The following is a 19,422-nucleotide window of genomic DNA, read 5'->3' as shown; positions in this document are numbered from 1 at the left end:
TCTGGGTGTCAGCCACGGGCGATCAAGGCCGCGTCGGCTTCGGCCTTTTCGGCCGCTTTCTGGCGGATGAGTCTTTCCAGCTCATCGACCAGGTTGTCATTGGTCAGCTTCTGCGCAGGCTTGCCATCGATGTAGATCAGGTTCGGCGTGCCGCCGGTCAACCCTACATGGGCTTCCTTGGCTTCGCCCGGGCCATTGACCACGCAGCCGATCACGGCCACGTCCATCGGTACCAGCAAGTCTTCCAGGCGCCCTTCCAGCTCGTTCATGGTTTTCACCACATCGAAGTTCTGCCGCGAACAGCTCGGGCAGGCGATGAAGTTGATGCCACGCGAACGCAGGTGCAAGGATTTGAGGATGTCGTAACCGACTTTTACTTCCTCGACCGGGTCTGCCGCCAGGGAGATGCGAATAGTATCGCCAATTCCTTCGGCAAGCAGCATACCGAGGCCAACTGCGGATTTCACCGTGCCTGAACGCAGGCCACCGGCTTCGGTGATACCCAGGTGCAGCGGCTGGACGATCTGCTTGGCCAGCAGGCGATAGGCTTCGACGGCCATGAACACGTCGGACGCCTTGACGCTGACCTTGAAGTCCTGGAAATCCAGGCGATCAAGGTGCTCGACGTGACGCATGGCCGATTCGACCAGCGCCGCTGGCGTTGGCTCGCCGTACTTTTTCTGCAGGTCTTTTTCCAGGGAGCCGGCGTTGACGCCGATGCGAATCGGAATACCGCGGTCACGGGCAGCATCGACCACTGCGCGCACGCGGTCTTCACGACCGATGTTGCCTGGGTTGATCCGCAGGCAGTCGACACCCAGTTCAGCCACACGCAATGCGATGCGATAGTCGAAGTGGATATCGGCGACCAGCGGTACGCTGACCAGTTGCTTGATCCGGCCAAAGGCTTCGGCCGCATCCATGTCAGGTACCGAGACCCGCACGATGTCGACACCGGCATCAACCAGGCGGTTGATCTGCGCTACGGTGGCGGCCACATCATTAGTGTCGGTATTGGTCATGCTCTGCACGGCGATGGGTGCATCGCCGCCTACAGGTACATTACCTACCCAGATTTTTCGCGATTCGCGACGTTTGATCGGTGATTCGCCGTGCATGACTTATTGTCCCAACTTCAGGCGAGCAGTCTCGCCACTGGTGAACGGCGCAACGTCAACAGGCTGACCGTTGTAGCTGACCTGCACGCCGCGGGCAAAGCCCAGGCGTACCGCAAACGGCGGTTTACCGGTCAGGTCCAGGCTGTCGCCCTTGCGCTTGATGGCGCTGAACAGCACCTTGCCGTTGCCGTCGGTGACCGAAGTCCAGCAATCGGCGGTGAATTGCATGTGCAGCTGGCCACTACCGGCAGCCGCCGGAGTCGGGGCCGCAGGTGCCGGTGTAGCGGCAGGTGCGGTCGCGACCACCACAGGGGCTGCAGGAGCAGCCGAAGTGGCAGGAGCAGCCGTGGCAGCTACCGGAGCGACTGGTGCAACGACAGTGCTGGCGGCCGGTACGACCGGGGTAGCCGGGCTGCTGACCGGAGCTTGCGGCGCAGGCGCGGTCTCGACCTGCTCGCTGGTTACCGGAGCCTGCTCAAGGTTCAGCGGGGTGCTTTCTGGCTGCTGGGCAGCGCTGACAGCCTGGTCTTCAGGCTCGTCCAGCGGGTGAATCTGGGTAGTGCCGTCGGCGCTTTCGACCTCGACATGCTCAAGGGCCATGTTCACCAGGTCTTTGCTGCGCTGGCTGCTCTGGTCCTGCCACCAGAAGAAACCGCCGCCAATCACCACCACCAGCAGCAACAGGCTGACGACGCGCAGGATGTTGTGCGAAAGACGCACCGGCTCTTCGATGCGACCGAGCGCATGCACTTCACTGCCTTGGGCGTGGGTACCGGTGCACTGATCGAAAGCTTGCACCAGCGCGGCCTGGTCCATGTCCAGCAACTTGGCATAGGCTCGGATGTAGCCACGGGCAAAGGTATGTCCAGGCAGCTTGTCGAAGGCGCCGGTTTCAAGATTGTTCAAGGAACTCACGGTCAGGTTCAGCTTGTGAGCCACTTCGGCCTGCGACCAGTCCCTGCTCTCACGGGCCTGACGCAGAGTCTCACCTGGATTCTCGCGAGTCGCTGCTGCTACTTCGGGATGCGCCGCTTTCATCATTGCTCCGACAGGTATTGCTGATATTCCGGCGTACCGGGATAAAGTCGTTGTAATTGCAGGCCCAGATCGGCGGCCTTGTTCCGTTCTTCGAAGACGTTGGCCAGGCGACTACCGAGCAGCAAGCTGCGAGCACTGTGGTCGCTCAGTTGGCTGAAACGATCGTAGTAGTCACGGGCCGGCACATAATGCCTGTCTTCGTAAGACAACTCAGCCATTTCCAGCAATGCACGTGGCTGCTGTTGGTTGAGCCGTAAAGCTTTTACCAGGTATTCCTGCGCCTGGTCGCGCTGACCCAGCCGCAACGCGGTCAGACCGAGACTCTCGAATACGCGTGAACGCTCAGGATACAGGGTATCGGCCGCAGCTTGGATAAACATCTGCCGGGCTTGTGTGTATTGTCCCTGAGCGTAAAGAAAACTGCCGTAATTGTTGCGAATCCGGGTATCGGCCGGGCTACTGGCCAACGCTTGTTGGTAGTGCCGCTGGGCCAGCCCAGGCTCGTCTTCGGCCTGATACACCAAAGCCAGGGCAGCATTTGCAGCGGCATCCTGGCTATTGAGATCAAGCGCTTTTTTTAGCGGGCCCTTGGCCTGCTCAGTCAAACCTTGTTGCAAATAACCCAACCCCAACTGCACGTAGGCCTGCCCGGCCTGCGCACGTCCTTCACGCGTCGCCAGCGTGTCCGAACTCCCGCTGGACACGCAACCTGCAAGCAGGGCGAGCGACAGGATCGACAGCGCGACGCGCAAAGTCATGGAGTTCCTCTCTATCAGTTCCGAACGGCGCTTTCTTGCATATCGCCGTCGGCGTTCAACTGACGCACGGCGATATAACGCTCGCTGCGGCGGGTACGGTCCATTACCTGGCCGACCAGCTGGCCACAGGCCGCATCGATATCTTCACCACGGGTGGTGCGCACCGTGACGTTGTAGCCGGCATGGTGCAAGTGGTCCTGGAAGCGACGAATGGCGTTGTTGCTCGGCCGCTCGTAACCGGAATGCGGGAACGGGTTGAACGGGATCAGGTTGATCTTGCACGGTACGTTCTTGAGCAGCTCGGCCATTTCCACGGCGTGTTCGAGCTTGTCGTTGACGTCCTTGAGCAGGGTGTACTCAATGGTCAGTACGCGCTTCTCGCCGAGTTGCGACATGTAGTTCATGCACGCTTCGAGCAAGACCTTGAGCGGGTACTTCTTGTTGATCGGCACCAGTTCGTTGCGCAGCGCATCGTTCGGCGCGTGCAGCGACAGGGCCAGAGAGACGTCGATGTGCTTGGCCAGCTCTTCGATCATCGGCACCACGCCGGAGGTGGACAGGGTCACCCGGCGCTTGGAAATACCGTAGCCGAGGTCGTCCATCATCAGGTGCATGGCCGCGACAACGTTGTCGAAGTTCAGCAGTGGCTCACCCATGCCCATCATCACCACGTTGGTGATGGCACGGTCGATGGTGGCGGGAACGCTGCCGAACGACTTGTTGGCAATCCACACCTGGCCGATGACTTCGGCGGCGGTGAGGTTGCTGTTGAATCCTTGCTTGCCGGTGGAGCAGAAACTGCAGTCCAGGGCGCAACCGGCCTGAGACGAGACACACAAGGTGCCACGCTTGCCCTGGGGGATGTACACGGTCTCGACGCAGCTGCCGGACGCCACGCGCACCACCCATTTACGGGTGCCATCGCTGGAGATGTCCTCGCTGACCACTTCCGGACCGCGAATCTCGGCAACAGCCTTGAGCTTTTCGCGCAAGGCCTTGCCGACATTCGTCATGGCGTCGAAATCATCGACGCCAAAGTGGTGAATCCATTTCATTACCTGACCGGCACGGAAACGCTTCTCCCCGATAGAGTCGAAGAATTTTTCCATTTCCGGCTGGGTCAGCCCCAACAGGTTAGTTTTGCCAGTCGATGTCGTCATGGATTCACCCTCACCCGTAAGCTTTCGCTTAGCGAGTGGTTACCTCGGTAGCTGCGAAGAAGTAAGCGATTTCGCGAGCAGCAGCGGCTTCGGAGTCCGAACCGTGAACGGCGTTGGCGTCGATGGATTCAGCGAAGTCAGCGCGGATGGTGCCTGGAGCAGCTTCTTTAGGGTTGGTAGCGCCCATCAGCTCACGGTTCAGAGCGATAGCGTTTTCGCCTTCCAGAACCTGAACAACAACTGGACCGGAAGTCATGAAAGCAACCAGGTCGCCGAAGAAACCACGGGCGCTGTGCTCAGCGTAGAAGCCTTCAGCTTCGGCTTTGGACAGTTGCTTGATTTTCGAAGCAACGATTTTCAGGCCAGCGTCTTCGAAACGGGTGGTGATCTTGCCGATCACGTTTTTAGCAACGGCGTCAGGCTTGATGATCGAGAAAGTACGTTGAACAGCCATGGTGTAACTCCAGAAACGTTGAGTGAAGCGAAAAATTAAACCCGCGAATTATACGCGGGTTCCGGGGGATTGCCTAACCTGCCGAGCGCGCTCAGTCGGCTTCTTCGATCCAGGCCGCCTGGATGGCTTCGAGAACCTTCTCGCCGCCACGCTGCGGATCGTCACTGAATTCCGGCAATGCCAGCACCCACTGGTGCAGATCGACGAAGTTCACATAACGAGGATCGACTTCCGGCTTGCTTTCGGCAAGCTGGATTGCAATTTCAAGTACATCAACCCATTTCAGGCTCATGTCAGCTCCAGATCAATGCGGCGCTTCGGCGGCGTGGTTGAGGGAGTATTTGGGAATCTCGACGGTGATGTCCTCGGTGCCGACCTTGGCCTGGCAGGTCAGACGCGACGTGGGCTCCAGGCCCCAGGCACGATCAAGATAGTCCTCTTCCAGCTCGTCGGCTTCATTGAGCGAGTTGAAGCCTTCGCGAATCACGCAGTGGCACGTGGTGCAGGCGCACACGCCGCCGCAGGCGCTTTCGATTTCGATGTGGTTGTCATGCGCCACTTCGAGGATCGACGTACCTGTCTCGGCCTCTACGACCATGCCTTCCGGGCAGAACTTCTCGTGGGGCAGAAAAATCACCTGCGGCATCTGTTACTCCTCGATCTCATTCAGGTTGCGCCCGGCCAAAGCGGCTTTTACCGTCGAATCAAGGCGACGGGCGGCAAAGGCATCGGTCACCTGCGACAGACGCTTGGTCTGCTGCTCGATGGCTGCGCCATCGGTGCCGTTGATCAAATCACGCAAGTCTTGCATTTGTTGTTCGATGGCCAGACGCTCTTCGGCGTCCAGCAGGCGCTCGCCATCGGCGTCCAGGGCGCCCTGTACCGCTTCGAGCAGTCGCTCGGCGTCAACCTGGTGCTCGCGCAACTGGCGAGCAACCTTGTCGAAACCGGCGTGTTCGAAGGAATCCTTGAGCATGCGGGCGATTTCGCCATCGGTCAGACCATAGGACGGCTTGACCTGGATGCTCGACTCCACGCCCGAGCCCAGCTCGCGCGCGGAAACACTGAGCAGGCCGTCGGCATCAACCTGGAAGGTCACGCGAATTTTCGCCGCACCGGCAACCATCGCTGGAATACCGCGCAGTTCGAAGCGCGCCAGGGAGCGGCAGTCGCTGATCAGTTCACGCTCGCCTTGCAGCACGTGAATCATCATCGCCGACTGGCCGTCTTTGTAGGTGGTGAACTCCTGGGCACGAGCGACCGGAATGGTGGTGTTGCGCGGAATCACCTTTTCCATCAGCCCGCCCATGGTTTCCAGCCCCAGGGACAGAGGAATCACATCAAGCAGCAGCAGTTCGCCACCATCGCGGCGGTTACCGGCCAAGGTATCGGCCTGGATTGCGGCACCGATGGCGACCACTTGATCGGGATCGATCTCGGTCAATGGGGTACGACCAAACAGTGTACCTACGGCCTCACGTACGCGCGGTACGCGGGTCGAACCACCGACCATGACCACGGCACCGACTTCTTCAAGTTCAACGCCACTGTCACGCACAGCGCGACGGCAAGCCTTGAGGCTACGGGCGATCATCGGCTCGATCAGCGCATCGAAGGCACTGCGGCTCAGCTCGGCCTGCCAACTGCCGTAGGCAACCGAAACCGAATCAGCGTTGGTCAGGGCTTCCTTGGCCGCACAGGCGGTTTGCAGCAACTGGCGTTGGGCACCCGGATCAAGGTCCGAGGACAAACCGGCCTGCTCGACAATCCAGCTGGCAATGGCGTGATCGAAGTCGTCGCCACCCAGGGCGCTGTCGCCACCGGTGGCCAGCACTTCAAAGACACCGCCGGTCAGGCGCAGGATAGAGATGTCGAACGTGCCGCCACCCAGATCATAGATAGCCACCACGCCTTCGGCGTTCTGGTCCAGGCCATAGGCCACGGCCGCCGCGGTGGGCTCATTGAGCAGGCGCAATACGTTCAGACCGGCCAGACGCGCAGCGTCCTTGGTGGCCTGACGCTGGGCATCGTCGAAATACGCGGGAACCGTGATGACCGCACCGACCAACTCCCCACCCAGGGTCTCTTCCGCGCGCTGGCGCAGGACCTTGAGGATATCGGCCGAGACTTCCACCGGGCTTTTCGGGCCCTGAATGGTGTCGATGAACGGCATGTGCGACTCACCACCGACAAAGCGGTACGGCAGCTGCTCGCCCAATTGCTTCACATCCGCCAGGCCACGGCCCATCAGGCGCTTGACCGACAGCACAGTATTGAGCGGGTCGCTGGCAGCGGCATCACGCGCTACATGACCGACATCGATGTGGTCAGCGTGATAACGCACCGCCGAAGGCAGGATGACCTGACCTTGAGCGTCAGGCAGGGGCTCACTACGGCCGCTGCGCAGGGCGGCAACCAGGGAGTTGGTGGTACCAAGGTCAATGCCCACCGCCAGACGGCGCTGGTGCGGTTGAGGGCTCTGACCGGGTTCGGCGATCTGCAGTAGGGCCATGCTTATCTGAATACCAGGGGCGCCGCCAAAGGCAGCGCCGGGTTAATCGTCGAGGCGCTCTTCCAGCTGGCGCACTTCATAGGCGAGCTTGTCCAGAAACTGCATGCGGCGCATCAGGCGTTCGGCCTGTTCGCGCTGCGCAGGATCATTCCAGCAGGCAGCGAAGTCCTCGTTGAGCGCTTCCTGGGCGACTTTCAAGCGGCGCTTGAAGGTGGCAACGCCATCGAGGTCGGCACTGTCCTGCAGGTCTTCGAGCTCTTCGCGCAATTGCATCTGCTGCAGCAGGAACTCGGGATCGTGGACGGTGACTTCCTGCGGCACTTCGGCGCCGCTGATGGCCAACAGGTAGCGGGCACGCCGGGGCGCGCTCTTGAGTGTCTGGTACGCCTCGTTCAGCGCAGCCGAACGCTCTAGCGCAATGCGCTGTTCACGTTCGGAAGCATCGGCGAAGCGATCCGGATGGACCTCACGGGCCAGCTCGCGGTAGCGAACGGCCAACTTGTCGAGGTCCAGGCGGAAGCCAGGTTGCAGGTCAAACAGGGCGAAATGACAAGGAGTACCCACGCGCAGCCTCAGACGTTGAAGCTTTCGCCGCAGCCACACTCACCGCGAACGTTGGGGTTGTTGAACTTGAAGCCTTCGTTCAACCCTTCCTTGACGAAATCCAGCTCGGTGCCGTCGAGGTACGTCAGGCTTTTCGGATCAATGATGACCTTCTCGCCATGGCTTTCGAAGACCAGGTCTTCGCTGTCCGGCTGATCGACGAACTCCAGCACATAGGCCAGGCCCGAGCAGCCAGTGGTGCGCACGCCAAGGCGAATACCTTCACCCTTGCCGCGTCCATCGAGGGAGCGCCGCACATGTTTGGCGGCGGCTTCTGTCATGCTGATAGCCATCGAGACTCCTTACCTGCAACAGGCGAACTTAGAGCAAACCTTTCTTCTGCTTGTAATCGCGCACGGCCGCCTTGATGGCGTCCTCGGCGAGTACCGAGCAGTGAATTTTCACCGGCGGCAACGCCAGTTCTTCGGCCAGCTGGGTGTTCTTGATGGTTTCGGCTTCGTCCAGGGTCTTGCCCTTCATCCACTCAGTGGCCAGGGAGCTGGAGGCGATGGCCGAACCACAGCCGTAGGTCTTGAACTTGGCGTCTTCGATGACGCCCTGCTCGTTGACCTTGATCTGCAGGCGCATCACGTCGCCGCACGCCGGAGCGCCGACCATGCCGGTGCCAACATCCGGGTCCTCGGCATTCATCTTGCCGACGTTACGCGGGTTTTCGTAGTGGTCGATGACCTTTTCACTGTATGCCATGGTGCAATTCCTTCCTCATCAGAGAGCCGCTCTTGCCGGCGACTACTTAGTGCGCAGCCCACTCAATCTTGGAGATGTCGACGCCGTCTTTGAACATATCCCACAGCGGCGACAGTTCGCGCAGCTTGGTCACGGCCTCGCACACCTTCTGCGCGGCGTAGTCGATTTCTTCTTCGGTGGTGAAACGACCGAAGGTGAAGCGGATCGAGCTGTGAGCCAGTTCGTCGTTGCGGCCCAGGGCGCGCAGTACGTAGGACGGCTCAAGCGAAGCCGAAGTACAGGCCGAGCCGGACGAAACGGCCAGGTCCTTGAGCGCCATGATCAGCGACTCGCCTTCGACGTAGTTGAAGCTCAGGTTCAGGTTGTGCGGGATGCGCGCGGTCATGCTGCCGTTGATGTACAGCTCTTCCAGACCTTCGACCTGCTGGTAGAAGCGGTCGCTCAGTGCCTTGATGCGCACGTTCTCGCTGGCCATCAGCTCTTTGGCGATGGCGAATGCTTCACCCATGCCGACGATCTGGTGGGTAGCCAGGGTGCCCGAACGCATGCCGCGCTCGTGACCGCCGCCGTGCATGGTGGCTTCCAGGCGTACGCGAGGCTTGCGGCTGACGTACAGCGCGCCGATACCCTTTGGGCCGTAAGTTTTGTGAGCGGAGAACGACATCAGGTCGACTTTCAGCTTTTGCAGGTCGATTTCGACCTTGCCGGTCGACTGAGCTGCGTCAACGTGGAACATGACGCCACGTGCGCGGGTCAGTTCGCCGATGGCAGCGATGTCGTTGATGGTGCCGATTTCGTTGTTCACGTGCATGATCGACACGAGGATGGTGTCGTCACGCAGGGCCGCTTCAACCATGGCCGGAGTGATCAGACCATCGGCACCTGGCTCGATGTAGGTCACTTCGAAGCCTTCACGTTCCAGCTGACGAGTGCTGTCCAGAACAGCCTTGTGCTCGATCTTGGAGGTGATCAGGTGCTTGCCCTTGGTGCCGTAGAAGTGCGCGACGCCCTTGATTGCCAGGTTGTCGGACTCGGTTGCACCGCTGGTCCAGACAATTTCCCGCGGGTCGGCATTGACCAGGTCAGCAACCTGGCGGCGGGCGTTCTCGACCGCTTCTTCGGCTTTCCAGCCAAAGACGTGGGAGCGCGACGCCGGGTTACCGAAGTTTCCGTCGACCAGCAGGCAGTCGCTCATCTTCTGGGCAACGCGTGGGTCGACCGGTGTGGTCGCGGAGTAATCGAGGTAGATCGGCAACTTCATTGAATATCTCCTATCAGGCGGTCGCGCCGCGCGTCGAAACGGTCATTCGACGGCTGACGTCTCAATCTTGTCCAGCTGCGGTGCCCGGCCTGCAATACGACGCAGGTCCTGACGCTGGGCGACTTCTTGCACCTCACGGCGGGTAACAAGGTCAGCCAGGCTGATGCCGCTGAGAAACTCGTGAATCTGCTGGCTCAGGTCGCACCACAAGTGGTGGGTCAGGCAGGTGTCGCCGGCGTGGCAATCACCCAGGCCCTGGCAGCGTGTTGCGTCGACCGACTCGTTGACCGCGTCGATCACCTGGGCTACCTGTATGCTCTCCATGCTTCGCGACAGCTGATAGCCGCCGCCAGGTCCGCGCACGCTGGAAACCAGACTGCTGCGGCGCAGCTTTGCAAACAGCTGCTCCAGATAAGATAGGGAGATGCCTTGGCGTTCGGAAATGTCGGCCAGAGACACCGGCCCATGCTGCGCGTGCAACGCCAGGTCGAGCATGGCGGTCACGGCGTATCGGCCTTTTGTAGTCAGTCGCATGGCTAGTAGGTACCACGGGGTTACGGGATGGGAGCGAGTATGCTATTCCCGAGCATTTAAGTCAACTATAAGACCTAGTGCTTTAGTCGGGATTGCCGCAAGAGGGCGGCCGAATGATAGCAAACTAAGGGGCGTGTGCGCACGCCCCTTCTGTCAATGTGTCGCGGCGTCGCTGCGGGCTTCATCCTTGATCTGCGCGAAGTCTTCTTCACGCAGTACCGGCAGTTCCTTGGCGCAGTAGTCACTGCCCAGATTCTTCAGTGCGCCGCACATATCCTCCAGGCGCCCATCCACTGCCTGCAGGTGATCGAGCAACTGACCGATGGCACGCGCCACCGGGTCCGGCATGTCTTCACTGACGCCATAAGCATCGAAGCCGATCTTCTCGGCCATGGCCTTGCGCTTGGCCTCGACCTCGGCATCCGTCTTGACGATGATCCGCCCGGGAATGCCAACGGCAGTGGCGCCCGCCGGCACAGCCTTGGTGACCACCGCGTTGGAGCCGATCTTGGCCCCGGCACCTACGGTAAAAGGCCCCAGCACCTTGGCACCGGCCCCTACCACCACACCGTCTTCGAGGGTCGGGTGACGCTTGCCCTTGTTCCAGCTGGTACCGCCCAGAGTTACGCCCTGGTACAAGGTGACATCGTCACCGATCTCGGCCGTTTCGCCGATAACAATGCCCATGCCATGGTCAATAAAGAAGCGCCGCCCCACCTTGGCACCCGGATGAATCTCGATACCGGTCATCCAGCGCCCGAAGTTCGATACCAGCCGGGCCAGCCACTTCCAGTCACGCTTCCACAGCGCATGGGCCGCCCGGTGCAGCCAGATCGCGTGCATGCCCGGGTAGCAGGTCAGCACGTCAAAGGCATTGCGCGCCGCCGGGTCACGGTGGAAAACGCTCTGGATATCTTCACGCAGACGCTCGAACATTTATTGATCCTTGCGCTTATGCGGCTCACCACGGGCCACTTTCTGGGTTTCCGTGAGGATGCCGCGCAAAATACTCATTTCCGAACGGTTGACCGAACTGCGCCCATACAGCCGACGCAGGCGCGGCATCAGGTGCTTGGGTTTCTCCGGATCAAGAAAACCGATGTCGACCAGGGTTTTTTCCAGGTGCTGGTAAAACAGCTCCATTTCATCCATGGTCGCCAGCTCGCTGCTGCGCACCGACGTCACCTCGAACTTCTCGACTTTCGATGGCTGCCCTTCGGCAGCCAGCCAGGCCATGCGCACCTCATAGGCCAGCACCTGCACTGCCGCCGCCAGGTTCAGCGAGCTGAAGTCAGGATTGGAGGGAATGTGCACATGAAAATGACAGCGCTGCAGCTCTTCGTTGGTCAGGCCGGCGTACTCACGACCAAACACCAGGGCAATCTCCTCACCCTCAAGGGCATGTTCGATGGCCTTGCTGCCGCATTCGCGCGGATCGACCAGCGGCCAGGGAATGCGACGCTCGCGGGCACTGGTGCCGAACACCAGATTACAGCCGACCAGCGCCTCTTCAAGGGTGGCAACTACCTGGGCGCCGCCGAGCACATCGTCAGCACCCGACGCCCGGGCATCGGCCTCATGGGAAGGGAAATCCTGCGGATCAACCAGCACCAGACGCGACAAGCCCATGTTTTTCATGGCACGCGCAGCGCCGCCGATATTGCCGGGGTGGCTGGTATTAACCAGAACAACACGAATATTTTGCAGCAAGGCGAGCGCTCACAGACACGGGAAAGAAGCCGTAAATCTTACAGAAGGCACCGACTTTACGCTACGAAAGCAAATGCCACCCTTCTACGCAGAAAGTTTTCTGCTAGAATGTTCGGCTTTCTTTAACGACCCAGGTGAAACGTCCATGCAGCCCATGCTGAATATCGCGCTGCGCGCCGCCCGCAGCGCCAGTGAATTGATTTTCCGCTCCATCGAGCGCCTGGATACCATCAAGGTTGATGAAAAAGACGCCAAGGATTACGTCTCGGAAGTCGATCGCGCCGCAGAGCAGAAAATCATCGATGCCCTGCGCAAGGCCTATCCGAACCACTCCATCTACGGCGAAGAAACCGGCCTGCACGCCGGCACTGGCGAAGAAGGCAAGGACTACCTGTGGATCATCGATCCACTGGACGGTACCACCAACTTCCTGCGTGGCATCCCGCACTTTGCTGTCAGCATTGCCTGCAAATACCGTGGCCGCCTTGAGCACGCCGTGGTCCTGGACCCTGTCCGCCAGGAAGAATTCACCGCCAGCCGTGGCCGTGGCGCTCAACTGAACGGCCGTCGCCTGCGCGTCAGCTCCCGCACCAGCCTGGAAGGCGCCCTGCTGGGTACCGGCTTCCCGTTCCGCGACAACCAGATGGCTGACCTGGACAATTACCTGGGCATGTTCCGCGCCCTGGTTGGCCAGACTGCCGGCATCCGTCGCGCTGGTGCTGCCAGCCTGGACCTGGCCTACGTCGCCGCTGGCCGCTTCGATGCTTTCTGGGAATCGGGCCTGTCGGAATACGACATGGCTGCAGGCGCCCTGCTGATCCAGGAAGCTGGCGGCCTGGTGAGTGACTTCACCGGTGGTCACGACTTCCTTGAAAAAGGTCATATCGTTGCCGGCAACATCAAGTGCTTCAAAGCCGTGCTGACCGCTATCCAGCCGCACCTGCCGGCTTCGATCAAACGCTAAGTTTCGATCAGGCACAAAAAAAGCACCCTTCGGGGTGCTTTTTTATTACCTGTGGATTACTGACCCGGTTGGGCCTGGCTCAGCACCAGCTTGCCCTCTTTATCCAGCGGGATCTGCGCGCCCGGGTCACGGTCCATGCGGACCTGACCGACCTTGTCGCCAATCGAATACTTCACGTCATATCCAACCACCTTCTCGCTCAGGTCATTGACCGTGTTGCAGCGAGTCTGGGTGGTCGTGTAGGTATCGCGTTCCTGCATGCCTTCCTGCACCTTGTTACCGGCATAGCCGCCACCGACCGCGCCGGCCACTGTGGCAATCTTTTTACCGGTACCACCGCCAATCTGGTTACCCAGCAGGCCACCCGCCAGCGCACCAACCACAGTACCGGCAATCTGATGCTGGTCCTTCACCGGGGCCTGACGCGTAACAGTCACGTCCTTGCAGACTTCTCGCGGCGTTTTCACGGTCTGCTTGACCGGCTGCACCGCCAACACCTCAGCGTATTCCGGCCCACTCTTGACCAGGTTGTAGGTGGCTACAGCACCTCCGGCAGTCACACCGACCGCACCCAGAACCGCACCCACCAGCATTGACTTGTTCACGTGAACCTCCTGATCGTACCTGCAGGACATTGCCTGCCTTCTCCCTGCCTTGGAGCATAAAAAAAGGCGCGAGTTCAATACTCGCGCCTTCTTATACGACCAACTGCGTGGGAAAAAGCCTTATGGAAGCTCGTCCACACCCTCGGCCTTGGCCGGAGGAATCAGGTCTTCGCTGCTCAGGTTCAGCCAGATCAGCACCACGTTGGCGATGTAGATCGACGAGTAGGTACCAGCCATGACACCGATGAACAATGCCAGCGAGAAGCCCCACAGGTTGTCGCCACCGAAGAACAGCAACGCAGCAATGGCCAGCAAGGTCGATACCGACGTAGCGATGGTCCGCAGCAAAGTCTGGGTGGTCGAGATGTTGATGTTCTCGATCAGCGAGGCCTTGCGCAGTACCCGGAAGTTCTCCCGCACCCGGTCGAATACAACGATGGTGTCGTTGAGCGAGTAACCGATGATCGCCAGCACCGCCGCCAGCACCGTCAGGTCGAAGGTGATCTGGAAGAACGACAGGATACCCATGGTCACGACCACGTCGTGGACCAGCGACAGAATCGCACCAAGGGCGAACTTCCACTGAAAGCGGAACGCCAGGTAGATCATGATGCCGCCCAGGGCCAGCAACATACCCAGGCCACCCTGGTCGCGCAGCTCTTCGCCGACCTGCGGACCGACGAACTCGACGCGCTTGACCACCGCCGGGTTGTCGGTACTGACCTTCTGCAGCGCCTCGGAGACGCGATTACCCAGCATCGGGTCATCACCAGGCATACGCACCAGCAGGTCGGTGGTAGCACCGAAGCTCTGCACCACGGCATCCTGGAAGCCGGCCTTGACCAGCTCCTCACGGACTTCGCCGAGGTTGGCCGGACGCTCGTAGGTCAGCTCGATGAGCGTACCGCCGGTGAAGTCCAGGCCAAAGTTGAGGCCTTTATAGAACCAGCTGAACAGCGCCAGTACGGTAAGAAGCAGGGTGATGCCGAACGCAACGTTGCGCACACCCATGAAGTTAATGGTACGTAACATGGCAGCCCCTTAAACCCACAGCTTCTTGATATCACGCCCGCCGCAGGTCAGGTTGACCATTGCACGGGTAACCATTACGGCCGTGAACATCGAGGTGAAAATCCCGAGGGACATGGTAACCGCGAAGCCCTTGACCGGACCGGTACCCATGGCGAAGAGGATGCCACCGACCAGCAAGGTGGTCAGGTTGGCGTCGACAATCGCGGTGTAGGCACGGTTGAAGCCTTCGTGGATGGCGCGCTGTACCGACATGCCATTGGCCAGCTCTTCGCGAATCCGCGAGAAGATCAGCACGTTCGCGTCGACCGCCATACCCATGGTCAGCACGATACCGGCGATACCCGGCAGGGTCAGGGTTGCACCCAGCAGCGACATCAGCGCCAGCAGCATGACCATGTTACCGGCCAGGGCGATGGTGGCGATCAGACCGAAGAAGCGGTAGATGGCCATGATGAACAGCGAGACGAACAGCATGCCCCACAGGGATGCGTCGATACCCTTGGTGATGTTGTCGGCACCCAGGCTCGGGCCGATGGTGCGCTCTTCAGCAAAGTACATCGGCGCAGCCAGGCCACCGGCACGCAGCAGCAGGGCCAGTTCCGAGGATTCGCCCTGACCGTTGAGGCCGGTGATACGGAACTGGCTGCCCAGTGGCGACTGAATGGTCGCCAGGCTGATGATTTTCTTCTCTTCGGTGAAGGTCTGGACGGCGACGTCTTTTTCCACGCCATCAACCATCTGCTTGACGTAGCGCGTGGTTGGGCGCTGCTCGATGAAGATCACCGCCATGCTGCGACCAACGTTGCTACGGGTAGCGCGGCTCATCAGCTCGCCACCGTGACCATCCAGGCGGATGTTCACTTGCGGACGGCCTTGTTCGTCGAAGCTGGCTTGTGCGTCGGTTACCTGGTCACCGGTGATGATCAGGCCACGCTCGACGGGTGCCGAACGACCGCCCTCACGGAACTCGAAGGTTTCAGTGGTCGCTTTCGATGCGCCCGGCTCGGCACCCAGACGGAATTCCAGGTTGGCGGTCTTGCCGAGAATACGCTTGGCTTCGGCAGTGTCCTGCACGCCTGGCAGCTCGACCACGATACGGTTGGCGCCCTGGCGCTGTACCAGCGGCTCGGCCACGCCCAGCTCGTTGACCCGGTTACGTACCGTGGTCAGGTTCTGCTTGATCGAGTATTCACGGATTTCCGCGACCTTGGCCGGGGTAATCGCCAGACGCAGCACCGACAGGCCATTACGCTCGGTGGTGGTCAGCTCGAAATCGTTGAAATTCTTGCGGATCAGGCTACGGGCCTGTTCGCGGGAGGCATCATCGGAGAAGCCCAGCTGAATGCCGCCATCTTGTTGCGGCAGGCTGCGATAGCGCACGCGCTCTTTGCGCAGCAGGCTTTTGACTTCACCTTCGTAGACTTTCAGGCGGGCCGCCATGGCCTTGTCCATGTCCACTTCGAGCAGGAAGTGCACACCACCGGAAAGGTCCAGACCCAGCTTCATCGGGCTCGCACCCAGATTGCGCAGCCATTGCGGGGTAGTCGGGGCCAGGTTCAGAGCTACTATATAGTCGTCGCCCAGTGCCTTGCGCACTACATCCTTGGCTGGAAGTTGATCTTCCTGCTTGGTCAGACGCACCAGCGCGCCCTTGCCCTTCTCGCCCAGGCTCGCGGCCTTGACCTGGATACCGGCTTCGACGAGCGCTTTGCTCACGCGATCCAGATCCGCCTGAGTAACCTGCAGCGCCGTGCTGGCACCGCTGACCTGGACGGCCGGATCATCAGGGTAGAGGTTGGGAGCGGAATAAATAAAACCGATCGCCAGTACCACCAGGATCAGTGCGTATTTCCACAGAGGGTATTTGTTCAGCATCACGCCGCCCGTTCAAGACGCGGGGCGCCTTGCGCGCCCCGTCGATTGGTAAAAAACTGAAACTTAGATCGCTTTGAGCGTACCTTTTGGCAGGGTCGCGGCAACGGCGCCCTTCTGGAACTTCAGTTCAACGTTGTCGGACACTTCCAGTACCACGAAGTCATCGGCAACTTTAACGATCTTGCCAGCGATACCGCCGTTGGTGACAACTTCATCACCTTTTTGCAGGTTGCTCAGCAGGTTCTTCTGCTCTTTGGCACGTTTGGCCTGTGGACGCCAGATCATCAGGTAGAAGATGACCAGGAAGCCAACCAGGAAAATCCACTCGAAACCGGTTCCGGCAGGACCGGCGGCAGGGGCAGCAGCGTCCGCGTAAGCGGCGGGGATCAGAAAGCTCATTTAGCACTCCAGTTGCAATCAGTACTTGTTAGGGATCGACAGAACATCAGTCCAAGGGCGGCACAGGAAGCCCGCGCTTGGCGTAAAAGGCATCGACAAAGGCGGCCAATGTACCTTGTTGAATAGCCTCGCGTAAACCAGCCATCAACCGCTGGTAATGGCGCAAGTTATGGATCGTATTCAACATACTGCCCAACATTTCGCCGCACTTATCCAGGTGATGCAGATATGCACGGGAGAAGTTCTGGCAGGTGTAGCAGTCACAGGTCGGATCCAGAGGCGAATCATCATGGCGATGGAACGCGTTACGGATTTTGATCACGCCGGTATCGACAAACAGATGACCGTTGCGCGCGTTGCGCGTGGGCATCACGCAATCGAACATGTCGACGCCGCGGCGCACACCCTCAACGAGATCTTCCGGCTTGCCTACCCCCATAAGGTAACGAGGTTTGTCAGCCGGCATCTGGGCTGGCAGGTAATCCAGCACCTTGATCATTTCGTGCTTGGGCTCGCCCACCGACAGGCCGCCGATGGCCAGGCCGTCGAAGCCGATCTTGTCCAGGCCTTCGAGCGAGCGCATGCGCAGGTCCTGGTGCATGCCACCCTGGACGATACCGAACAGCGCCGCAGTGTTGTCACCGTGGGCGTTCTTCGAGCGCTGAGCCCAGCGCAGCGACAGCTCCATGGAGACGCGCGCCACATCTTCATCGGCCGGGTACGGGGTGCATTCGTCGAAAATCATCACCACGTCGGAGCCCAGGTCACGCTGAACCTGCATCGACTCTTCCGGCCCCATGAACACCTTGGAACCGTCGACTGGCGAGGCGAAGGTCACGCCCTCTTCCTTGATCTTGCGCATGGCACCCAGGCTGAACACCTGAAAGCCGCCAGAATCGGTGAGGATCGGGCCCTGCCACTTCATGAAGTCGTGCAGGTCGCCGTGGGCCTTGATCACCTCGGTACCCGGGCGCAGCCACAGGTGGAAGGTGTTGCCGAGGATCATGTGCGCACCGATGGCCTCGATGTCCCGCGGCAACATGCCCTTGACCGTGCCATAGGTACCCACCGGCATGAACGCCGGGGTTTCGACCACGCCACGGGGGAACGTCAGGCGGCCGCGACGGGCCTTGCCGTCGGTGGCCAGCAATTCGAAGGACATACGACAGGTGCGACTCATGCTTGATCCTCGGGGCCGCGCGGCGCCGGATTGCGGGTGATGAACATGGCATCACCGTAACTGAAGAAGCGGTACCCGTTGTCGACCGCCGCCGCGTAGGCAGCCATGGTCTCGGGGTAACCGGCGAAGGCCGAAACCAGCATCAGCAGCGTGGATTCAGGCAAATGGAAGTTGGTGACCAGGGCATCGACGACATGGAACGGCCGGCCCGGGAAGATAAAGATGTCGGTGTCACCGCTGAAGGCCTTGAGCACGCCATCGCGGGCGGCGCTTTCCAGCGAACGCACGCTGGTGGTACCTACAGCAATCACCCGCCCGCCACGGGCACGACAGGCGGCGACGGCGTCGACCACGTCCTGGCCGACCTCCAGCCACTCTTTATGCATGTGGTGGTCTTCGATGCGCTCGACCCGCACCGGCTGGAAGGTACCCGCGCCGACGTGCAGGGTGACAAAGGCTGTTTCCACGCCCATGGCAGCAATCCTGGCCATCAGCTCTTCATCGAAATGCAGCCCCGCCGTCGGTGCTGCGACAGCACCGGCGCGCTCGGCATACACCGTCTGATAGCGCTCGCGGTCGGCGCCTTCATCCGGACGGTCGATATAAGGAGGCAAAGGCATGTGCCCGACGCGGTCGAGCAGCGGCAGCACCTCTTCGGCAAAGCGCAGCTCGAACAGGGTGTCGTGACGGGCGACCATCTCGGCCTCGCCACCACCGTCGACAAGAATCTGCGTACCGGGTTTGGGCGACTTGCTGGAACGCACATGGGCCAGTACCCGATGGCTGTCCAGCACCCGCTCGATCAGGATTTCCAGCTTGCCGCCGCTGGCCTTCTGGCCAAACAGACGCGCCGGAATCACCCGGGTATTGTTGAACACCATCAGATCGCCCGGGCGCAAGTGCTCGAGCAGATCGGTGAACTGGCGATGAGCCAGCGCCCCGCTCGGCCCGTCCAGGGTCAATAGCCGGCTGCTGTGGCGCTGCGCCAACGGATGGCGAGCGATCAGGGAATCAGGGAGCTCAAAGGAAAAATCAGCGACGCGCATGATGGTGTTCGGTTTGACAGGGCCGCAAAGTTTAGCCGAAAAGACGAAAATTGACTATGAAACCTGATTGACCAACGGTAGGCACGTCTCTATACTTCGCCGCCACAAGCCCTGATGGCGGAATTGGTAGACGCGGCGGATTCAAAATCCGTTTTCGAAAGGAGTGGGAGTTCGAGTCTCCCTCGGGGCACCAAATCTGAAGAAAACCGACCCTATGGTCGGTTTTTTTTCGCCTGGGATTTGGGACTTGCCGGTGAAGAGACCGCCCTACCGCACCCCTACCGCCGGCCCTGCCCTAAGAACAACACCAAACTGGTAGTAGCCTGCGACGGGTTGCAAAACAGCCCCTACAGTCCCTGTACTGCTTTCAGCTGGCTGGTACCATAGTCCTTTAATGAATCATTTCAGAGCCAGACTAAAAATTCGGTGATGCTTGCCGATTAAGTTGCTGATCGGGATTGCAGC

The 19,422-nt window shown here is 60.2% G+C and carries 22 protein-coding genes and 1 tRNA gene; 2 read left to right on the top strand and 21 right to left on the bottom strand.

The window, feature by feature from the left end:
- Nucleotides 1–8 precede the first annotated feature (8 nt).
- The 15 genes from ispG to trmJ form a co-directional block, all read right to left on the bottom strand.
- Nucleotides 9–1,118, bottom strand: a complete 1,110-nt coding sequence (ispG, locus tag ACO6VD_RS04000) for a flavodoxin-dependent (E)-4-hydroxy-3-methylbut-2-enyl-diphosphate synthase (RefSeq protein WP_400170897.1) — start codon at nt 1,116–1,118, stop codon at nt 9–11.
- A gap of 3 nt (nt 1,119–1,121) precedes the next feature.
- A complete protein-coding gene (locus ACO6VD_RS03995; protein ID WP_422417171.1) occupies nt 1,122–2,156 on the bottom strand; it encodes a RodZ domain-containing protein in 1,035 nt (344 codons plus the stop codon).
- A complete protein-coding gene (gene pilW / locus ACO6VD_RS03990) occupies nt 2,156–2,914 on the bottom strand; it encodes a type IV pilus biogenesis/stability protein PilW (protein WP_400170901.1) in 759 nt (252 codons plus the stop codon). Before pilW ends, ACO6VD_RS03995 begins: the two co-directional genes overlap by 1 nt.
- A gap of 14 nt (nt 2,915–2,928) precedes the next feature.
- Nucleotides 2,929–4,074, bottom strand: a complete 1,146-nt coding sequence (gene rlmN, locus ACO6VD_RS03985) for a 23S rRNA (adenine(2503)-C(2))-methyltransferase RlmN (RefSeq protein WP_400170902.1) — start codon at nt 4,072–4,074, stop codon at nt 2,929–2,931.
- Nucleotides 4,075–4,102: 28 nt separating this feature from the next.
- Nucleotides 4,103–4,528, bottom strand: a complete 426-nt coding sequence (gene ndk, locus ACO6VD_RS03980; RefSeq protein WP_128322646.1) for a nucleoside-diphosphate kinase — start codon at nt 4,526–4,528, stop codon at nt 4,103–4,105.
- A gap of 91 nt (nt 4,529–4,619) precedes the next feature.
- Nucleotides 4,620–4,820, bottom strand: coding sequence for a Fe-S cluster assembly protein IscX (gene iscX, locus ACO6VD_RS03975; protein WP_028942766.1), 201 nt, complete (start codon nt 4,818–4,820; stop codon nt 4,620–4,622).
- 12 nt (nt 4,821–4,832) lie between these two features.
- Nucleotides 4,833–5,174 carry an ISC system 2Fe-2S type ferredoxin gene (fdx, locus tag ACO6VD_RS03970; protein ID WP_422417170.1) on the bottom strand — a complete coding sequence of 114 codons (342 nt, stop codon included), beginning with the start codon at nt 5,172–5,174 and terminating at the stop codon, nt 4,833–4,835.
- Between the two features lie 3 nt (nt 5,175–5,177).
- Complete coding sequence (gene hscA, locus ACO6VD_RS03965; protein ID WP_422417169.1) at nt 5,178–7,040, bottom strand: Fe-S protein assembly chaperone HscA; 1,863 nt, start codon at nt 7,038–7,040, stop codon at nt 5,178–5,180.
- Nucleotides 7,041–7,082: 42 nt separating this feature from the next.
- Nucleotides 7,083–7,604, bottom strand: a complete 522-nt coding sequence (gene hscB, locus ACO6VD_RS03960) for a co-chaperone HscB (RefSeq protein ID WP_400170906.1) — start codon at nt 7,602–7,604, stop codon at nt 7,083–7,085.
- Between the two features lie 8 nt (nt 7,605–7,612).
- On the bottom strand, nt 7,613–7,936 hold the full coding sequence (gene iscA, locus ACO6VD_RS03955; RefSeq protein WP_010223463.1) for an iron-sulfur cluster assembly protein IscA: 324 nt from the start codon (nt 7,934–7,936) through the stop codon (nt 7,613–7,615).
- 28 nt (nt 7,937–7,964) lie between these two features.
- Nucleotides 7,965–8,351, bottom strand: coding sequence for a Fe-S cluster assembly scaffold IscU (iscU, locus tag ACO6VD_RS03950; protein WP_002552476.1), 387 nt, complete (start codon nt 8,349–8,351; stop codon nt 7,965–7,967).
- Nucleotides 8,352–8,397: 46 nt separating this feature from the next.
- Entirely contained in the window at nt 8,398–9,612 is a 1,215-nt protein-coding gene (locus ACO6VD_RS03945) for an IscS subfamily cysteine desulfurase (protein WP_422417168.1), read from the bottom strand.
- 42 nt (nt 9,613–9,654) lie between these two features.
- Nucleotides 9,655–10,146: a Fe-S cluster assembly transcriptional regulator IscR gene (iscR, locus tag ACO6VD_RS03940; protein WP_038614519.1), complete on the bottom strand. Its 492-nt coding sequence runs from the start codon at nt 10,144–10,146 to the stop codon at nt 9,655–9,657.
- 153 nt (nt 10,147–10,299) lie between these two features.
- Nucleotides 10,300–11,082, bottom strand: a complete 783-nt coding sequence (gene cysE / locus ACO6VD_RS03935) for a serine O-acetyltransferase (RefSeq protein ID WP_400170908.1) — start codon at nt 11,080–11,082, stop codon at nt 10,300–10,302.
- Nucleotides 11,083–11,856, bottom strand: coding sequence for a tRNA (cytosine(32)/uridine(32)-2'-O)-methyltransferase TrmJ (trmJ, locus tag ACO6VD_RS03930; protein ID WP_422417167.1), 774 nt, complete (start codon nt 11,854–11,856; stop codon nt 11,083–11,085).
- Between the two features lie 145 nt (nt 11,857–12,001).
- Here trmJ and suhB point away from each other — a divergent pair, with 145 nt between their 5' ends.
- Nucleotides 12,002–12,820 carry an inositol-phosphate phosphatase gene (gene suhB / locus ACO6VD_RS03925; protein WP_107023630.1) on the top strand — a complete coding sequence of 273 codons (819 nt, stop codon included), beginning with the start codon at nt 12,002–12,004 and terminating at the stop codon, nt 12,818–12,820.
- Between the two features lie 56 nt (nt 12,821–12,876).
- On the opposite strand, the gene ACO6VD_RS03920 is transcribed toward suhB, so the two are convergent.
- The 6 genes from ACO6VD_RS03920 to queA form a co-directional block, all read right to left on the bottom strand.
- Nucleotides 12,877–13,425 (bottom strand): glycine zipper 2TM domain-containing protein, encoded by a 549-nt coding sequence (locus ACO6VD_RS03920; protein ID WP_400170911.1) that lies wholly within the window; start codon nt 13,423–13,425, stop codon nt 12,877–12,879.
- 120 nt (nt 13,426–13,545) lie between these two features.
- Nucleotides 13,546–14,457 (bottom strand): protein translocase subunit SecF, encoded by a 912-nt coding sequence (gene secF / locus ACO6VD_RS03915; RefSeq protein ID WP_422417166.1) that lies wholly within the window; start codon nt 14,455–14,457, stop codon nt 13,546–13,548.
- A 9-nt stretch (nt 14,458–14,466) separates the two neighbouring features.
- The gene (gene secD / locus ACO6VD_RS03910) at nt 14,467–16,332 is read right to left on the bottom strand and encodes a protein translocase subunit SecD (protein ID WP_422417165.1); all 1,866 of its coding nucleotides are present in this window, start codon (nt 16,330–16,332) and stop codon (nt 14,467–14,469) included.
- Nucleotides 16,333–16,395: 63 nt separating this feature from the next.
- Nucleotides 16,396–16,731 carry a preprotein translocase subunit YajC gene (yajC, locus tag ACO6VD_RS03905; RefSeq protein WP_010223473.1) on the bottom strand — a complete coding sequence of 112 codons (336 nt, stop codon included), beginning with the start codon at nt 16,729–16,731 and terminating at the stop codon, nt 16,396–16,398.
- A 46-nt stretch (nt 16,732–16,777) separates the two neighbouring features.
- Nucleotides 16,778–17,893, bottom strand: a complete 1,116-nt coding sequence (tgt, locus tag ACO6VD_RS03900) for a tRNA guanosine(34) transglycosylase Tgt (protein ID WP_422417204.1) — start codon at nt 17,891–17,893, stop codon at nt 16,778–16,780.
- Between the two features lie 14 nt (nt 17,894–17,907).
- Nucleotides 17,908–18,957 carry a tRNA preQ1(34) S-adenosylmethionine ribosyltransferase-isomerase QueA gene (queA, locus tag ACO6VD_RS03895; protein ID WP_422417164.1) on the bottom strand — a complete coding sequence of 350 codons (1,050 nt, stop codon included), beginning with the start codon at nt 18,955–18,957 and terminating at the stop codon, nt 17,908–17,910.
- 108 nt (nt 18,958–19,065) lie between these two features.
- Between queA and ACO6VD_RS03890 the strand changes: the two genes are divergently transcribed.
- Nucleotides 19,066–19,150, top strand: a tRNA-Leu gene (locus ACO6VD_RS03890).
- Nucleotides 19,151–19,422: the final 272 nt, after the last annotated feature.

The organism is Pseudomonas sp. GZD-222 (assembly GCF_049310525.1).
Taxonomy (GTDB): Bacteria; Pseudomonadota; Gammaproteobacteria; order Pseudomonadales; family Pseudomonadaceae; genus Aquipseudomonas.
The sequence above is the reverse complement of the archived record's forward strand: the minus strand, read 5'-3'. Positions and strand labels throughout refer to the sequence as shown.

What these genes read in the sequence shown, in the direction of transcription:
- ispG (WP_400170897.1), bottom strand. Translation starts at nt 1,118, where the DNA reads ATGCACGGCGAATCACCGATCAAACGTCGCGAATCGCGAAAAATCTGG.
- ACO6VD_RS03995 (WP_422417171.1), bottom strand. Translation starts at nt 2,156, where the DNA reads ATGAAAGCGGCGCATCCCGAAGTAGCAGCAGCGACTCGCGAGAATCCA.
- pilW (WP_400170901.1), bottom strand. Translation starts at nt 2,914, where the DNA reads ATGACTTTGCGCGTCGCGCTGTCGATCCTGTCGCTCGCCCTGCTTGCA.
- rlmN (WP_400170902.1), bottom strand. Translation starts at nt 4,074, where the DNA reads ATGACGACATCGACTGGCAAAACTAACCTGTTGGGGCTGACCCAGCCG.
- ndk (WP_128322646.1), bottom strand. Translation starts at nt 4,528, where the DNA reads ATGGCTGTTCAACGTACTTTCTCGATCATCAAGCCTGACGCCGTTGCT.
- iscX (WP_028942766.1), bottom strand. Translation starts at nt 4,820, where the DNA reads ATGAGCCTGAAATGGGTTGATGTACTTGAAATTGCAATCCAGCTTGCC.
- fdx (WP_422417170.1), bottom strand. Translation starts at nt 5,174, where the DNA reads ATGCCGCAGGTGATTTTTCTGCCCCACGAGAAGTTCTGCCCGGAAGGC.
- hscA (WP_422417169.1), bottom strand. Translation starts at nt 7,040, where the DNA reads ATGGCCCTACTGCAGATCGCCGAACCCGGTCAGAGCCCTCAACCGCAC.
- iscA (WP_010223463.1), bottom strand. Translation starts at nt 7,936, where the DNA reads ATGGCTATCAGCATGACAGAAGCCGCCGCCAAACATGTGCGGCGCTCC.
- iscU (WP_002552476.1), bottom strand. Translation starts at nt 8,351, where the DNA reads ATGGCATACAGTGAAAAGGTCATCGACCACTACGAAAACCCGCGTAAC.
- ACO6VD_RS03945 (WP_422417168.1), bottom strand. Translation starts at nt 9,612, where the DNA reads ATGAAGTTGCCGATCTACCTCGATTACTCCGCGACCACACCGGTCGAC.
- iscR (WP_038614519.1), bottom strand. Translation starts at nt 10,146, where the DNA reads ATGCGACTGACTACAAAAGGCCGATACGCCGTGACCGCCATGCTCGAC.
- cysE (WP_400170908.1), bottom strand. Translation starts at nt 11,082, where the DNA reads ATGTTCGAGCGTCTGCGTGAAGATATCCAGAGCGTTTTCCACCGTGAC.
- suhB (WP_107023630.1), top strand. Translation starts at nt 12,002, where the DNA reads ATGCAGCCCATGCTGAATATCGCGCTGCGCGCCGCCCGCAGCGCCAGT.
- secF (WP_422417166.1), bottom strand. Translation starts at nt 14,457, where the DNA reads ATGTTACGTACCATTAACTTCATGGGTGTGCGCAACGTTGCGTTCGGC.
- secD (WP_422417165.1), bottom strand. Translation starts at nt 16,332, where the DNA reads ATGCTGAACAAATACCCTCTGTGGAAATACGCACTGATCCTGGTGGTA.
- yajC (WP_010223473.1), bottom strand. Translation starts at nt 16,731, where the DNA reads ATGAGCTTTCTGATCCCCGCCGCTTACGCGGACGCTGCTGCCCCTGCC.
- tgt (WP_422417204.1), bottom strand. Translation starts at nt 17,893, where the DNA reads ATGTCCTTCGAATTGCTGGCCACCGACGGCAAGGCCCGTCGCGGCCGC.
- queA (WP_422417164.1), bottom strand. Translation starts at nt 18,957, where the DNA reads ATGCGCGTCGCTGATTTTTCCTTTGAGCTCCCTGATTCCCTGATCGCT.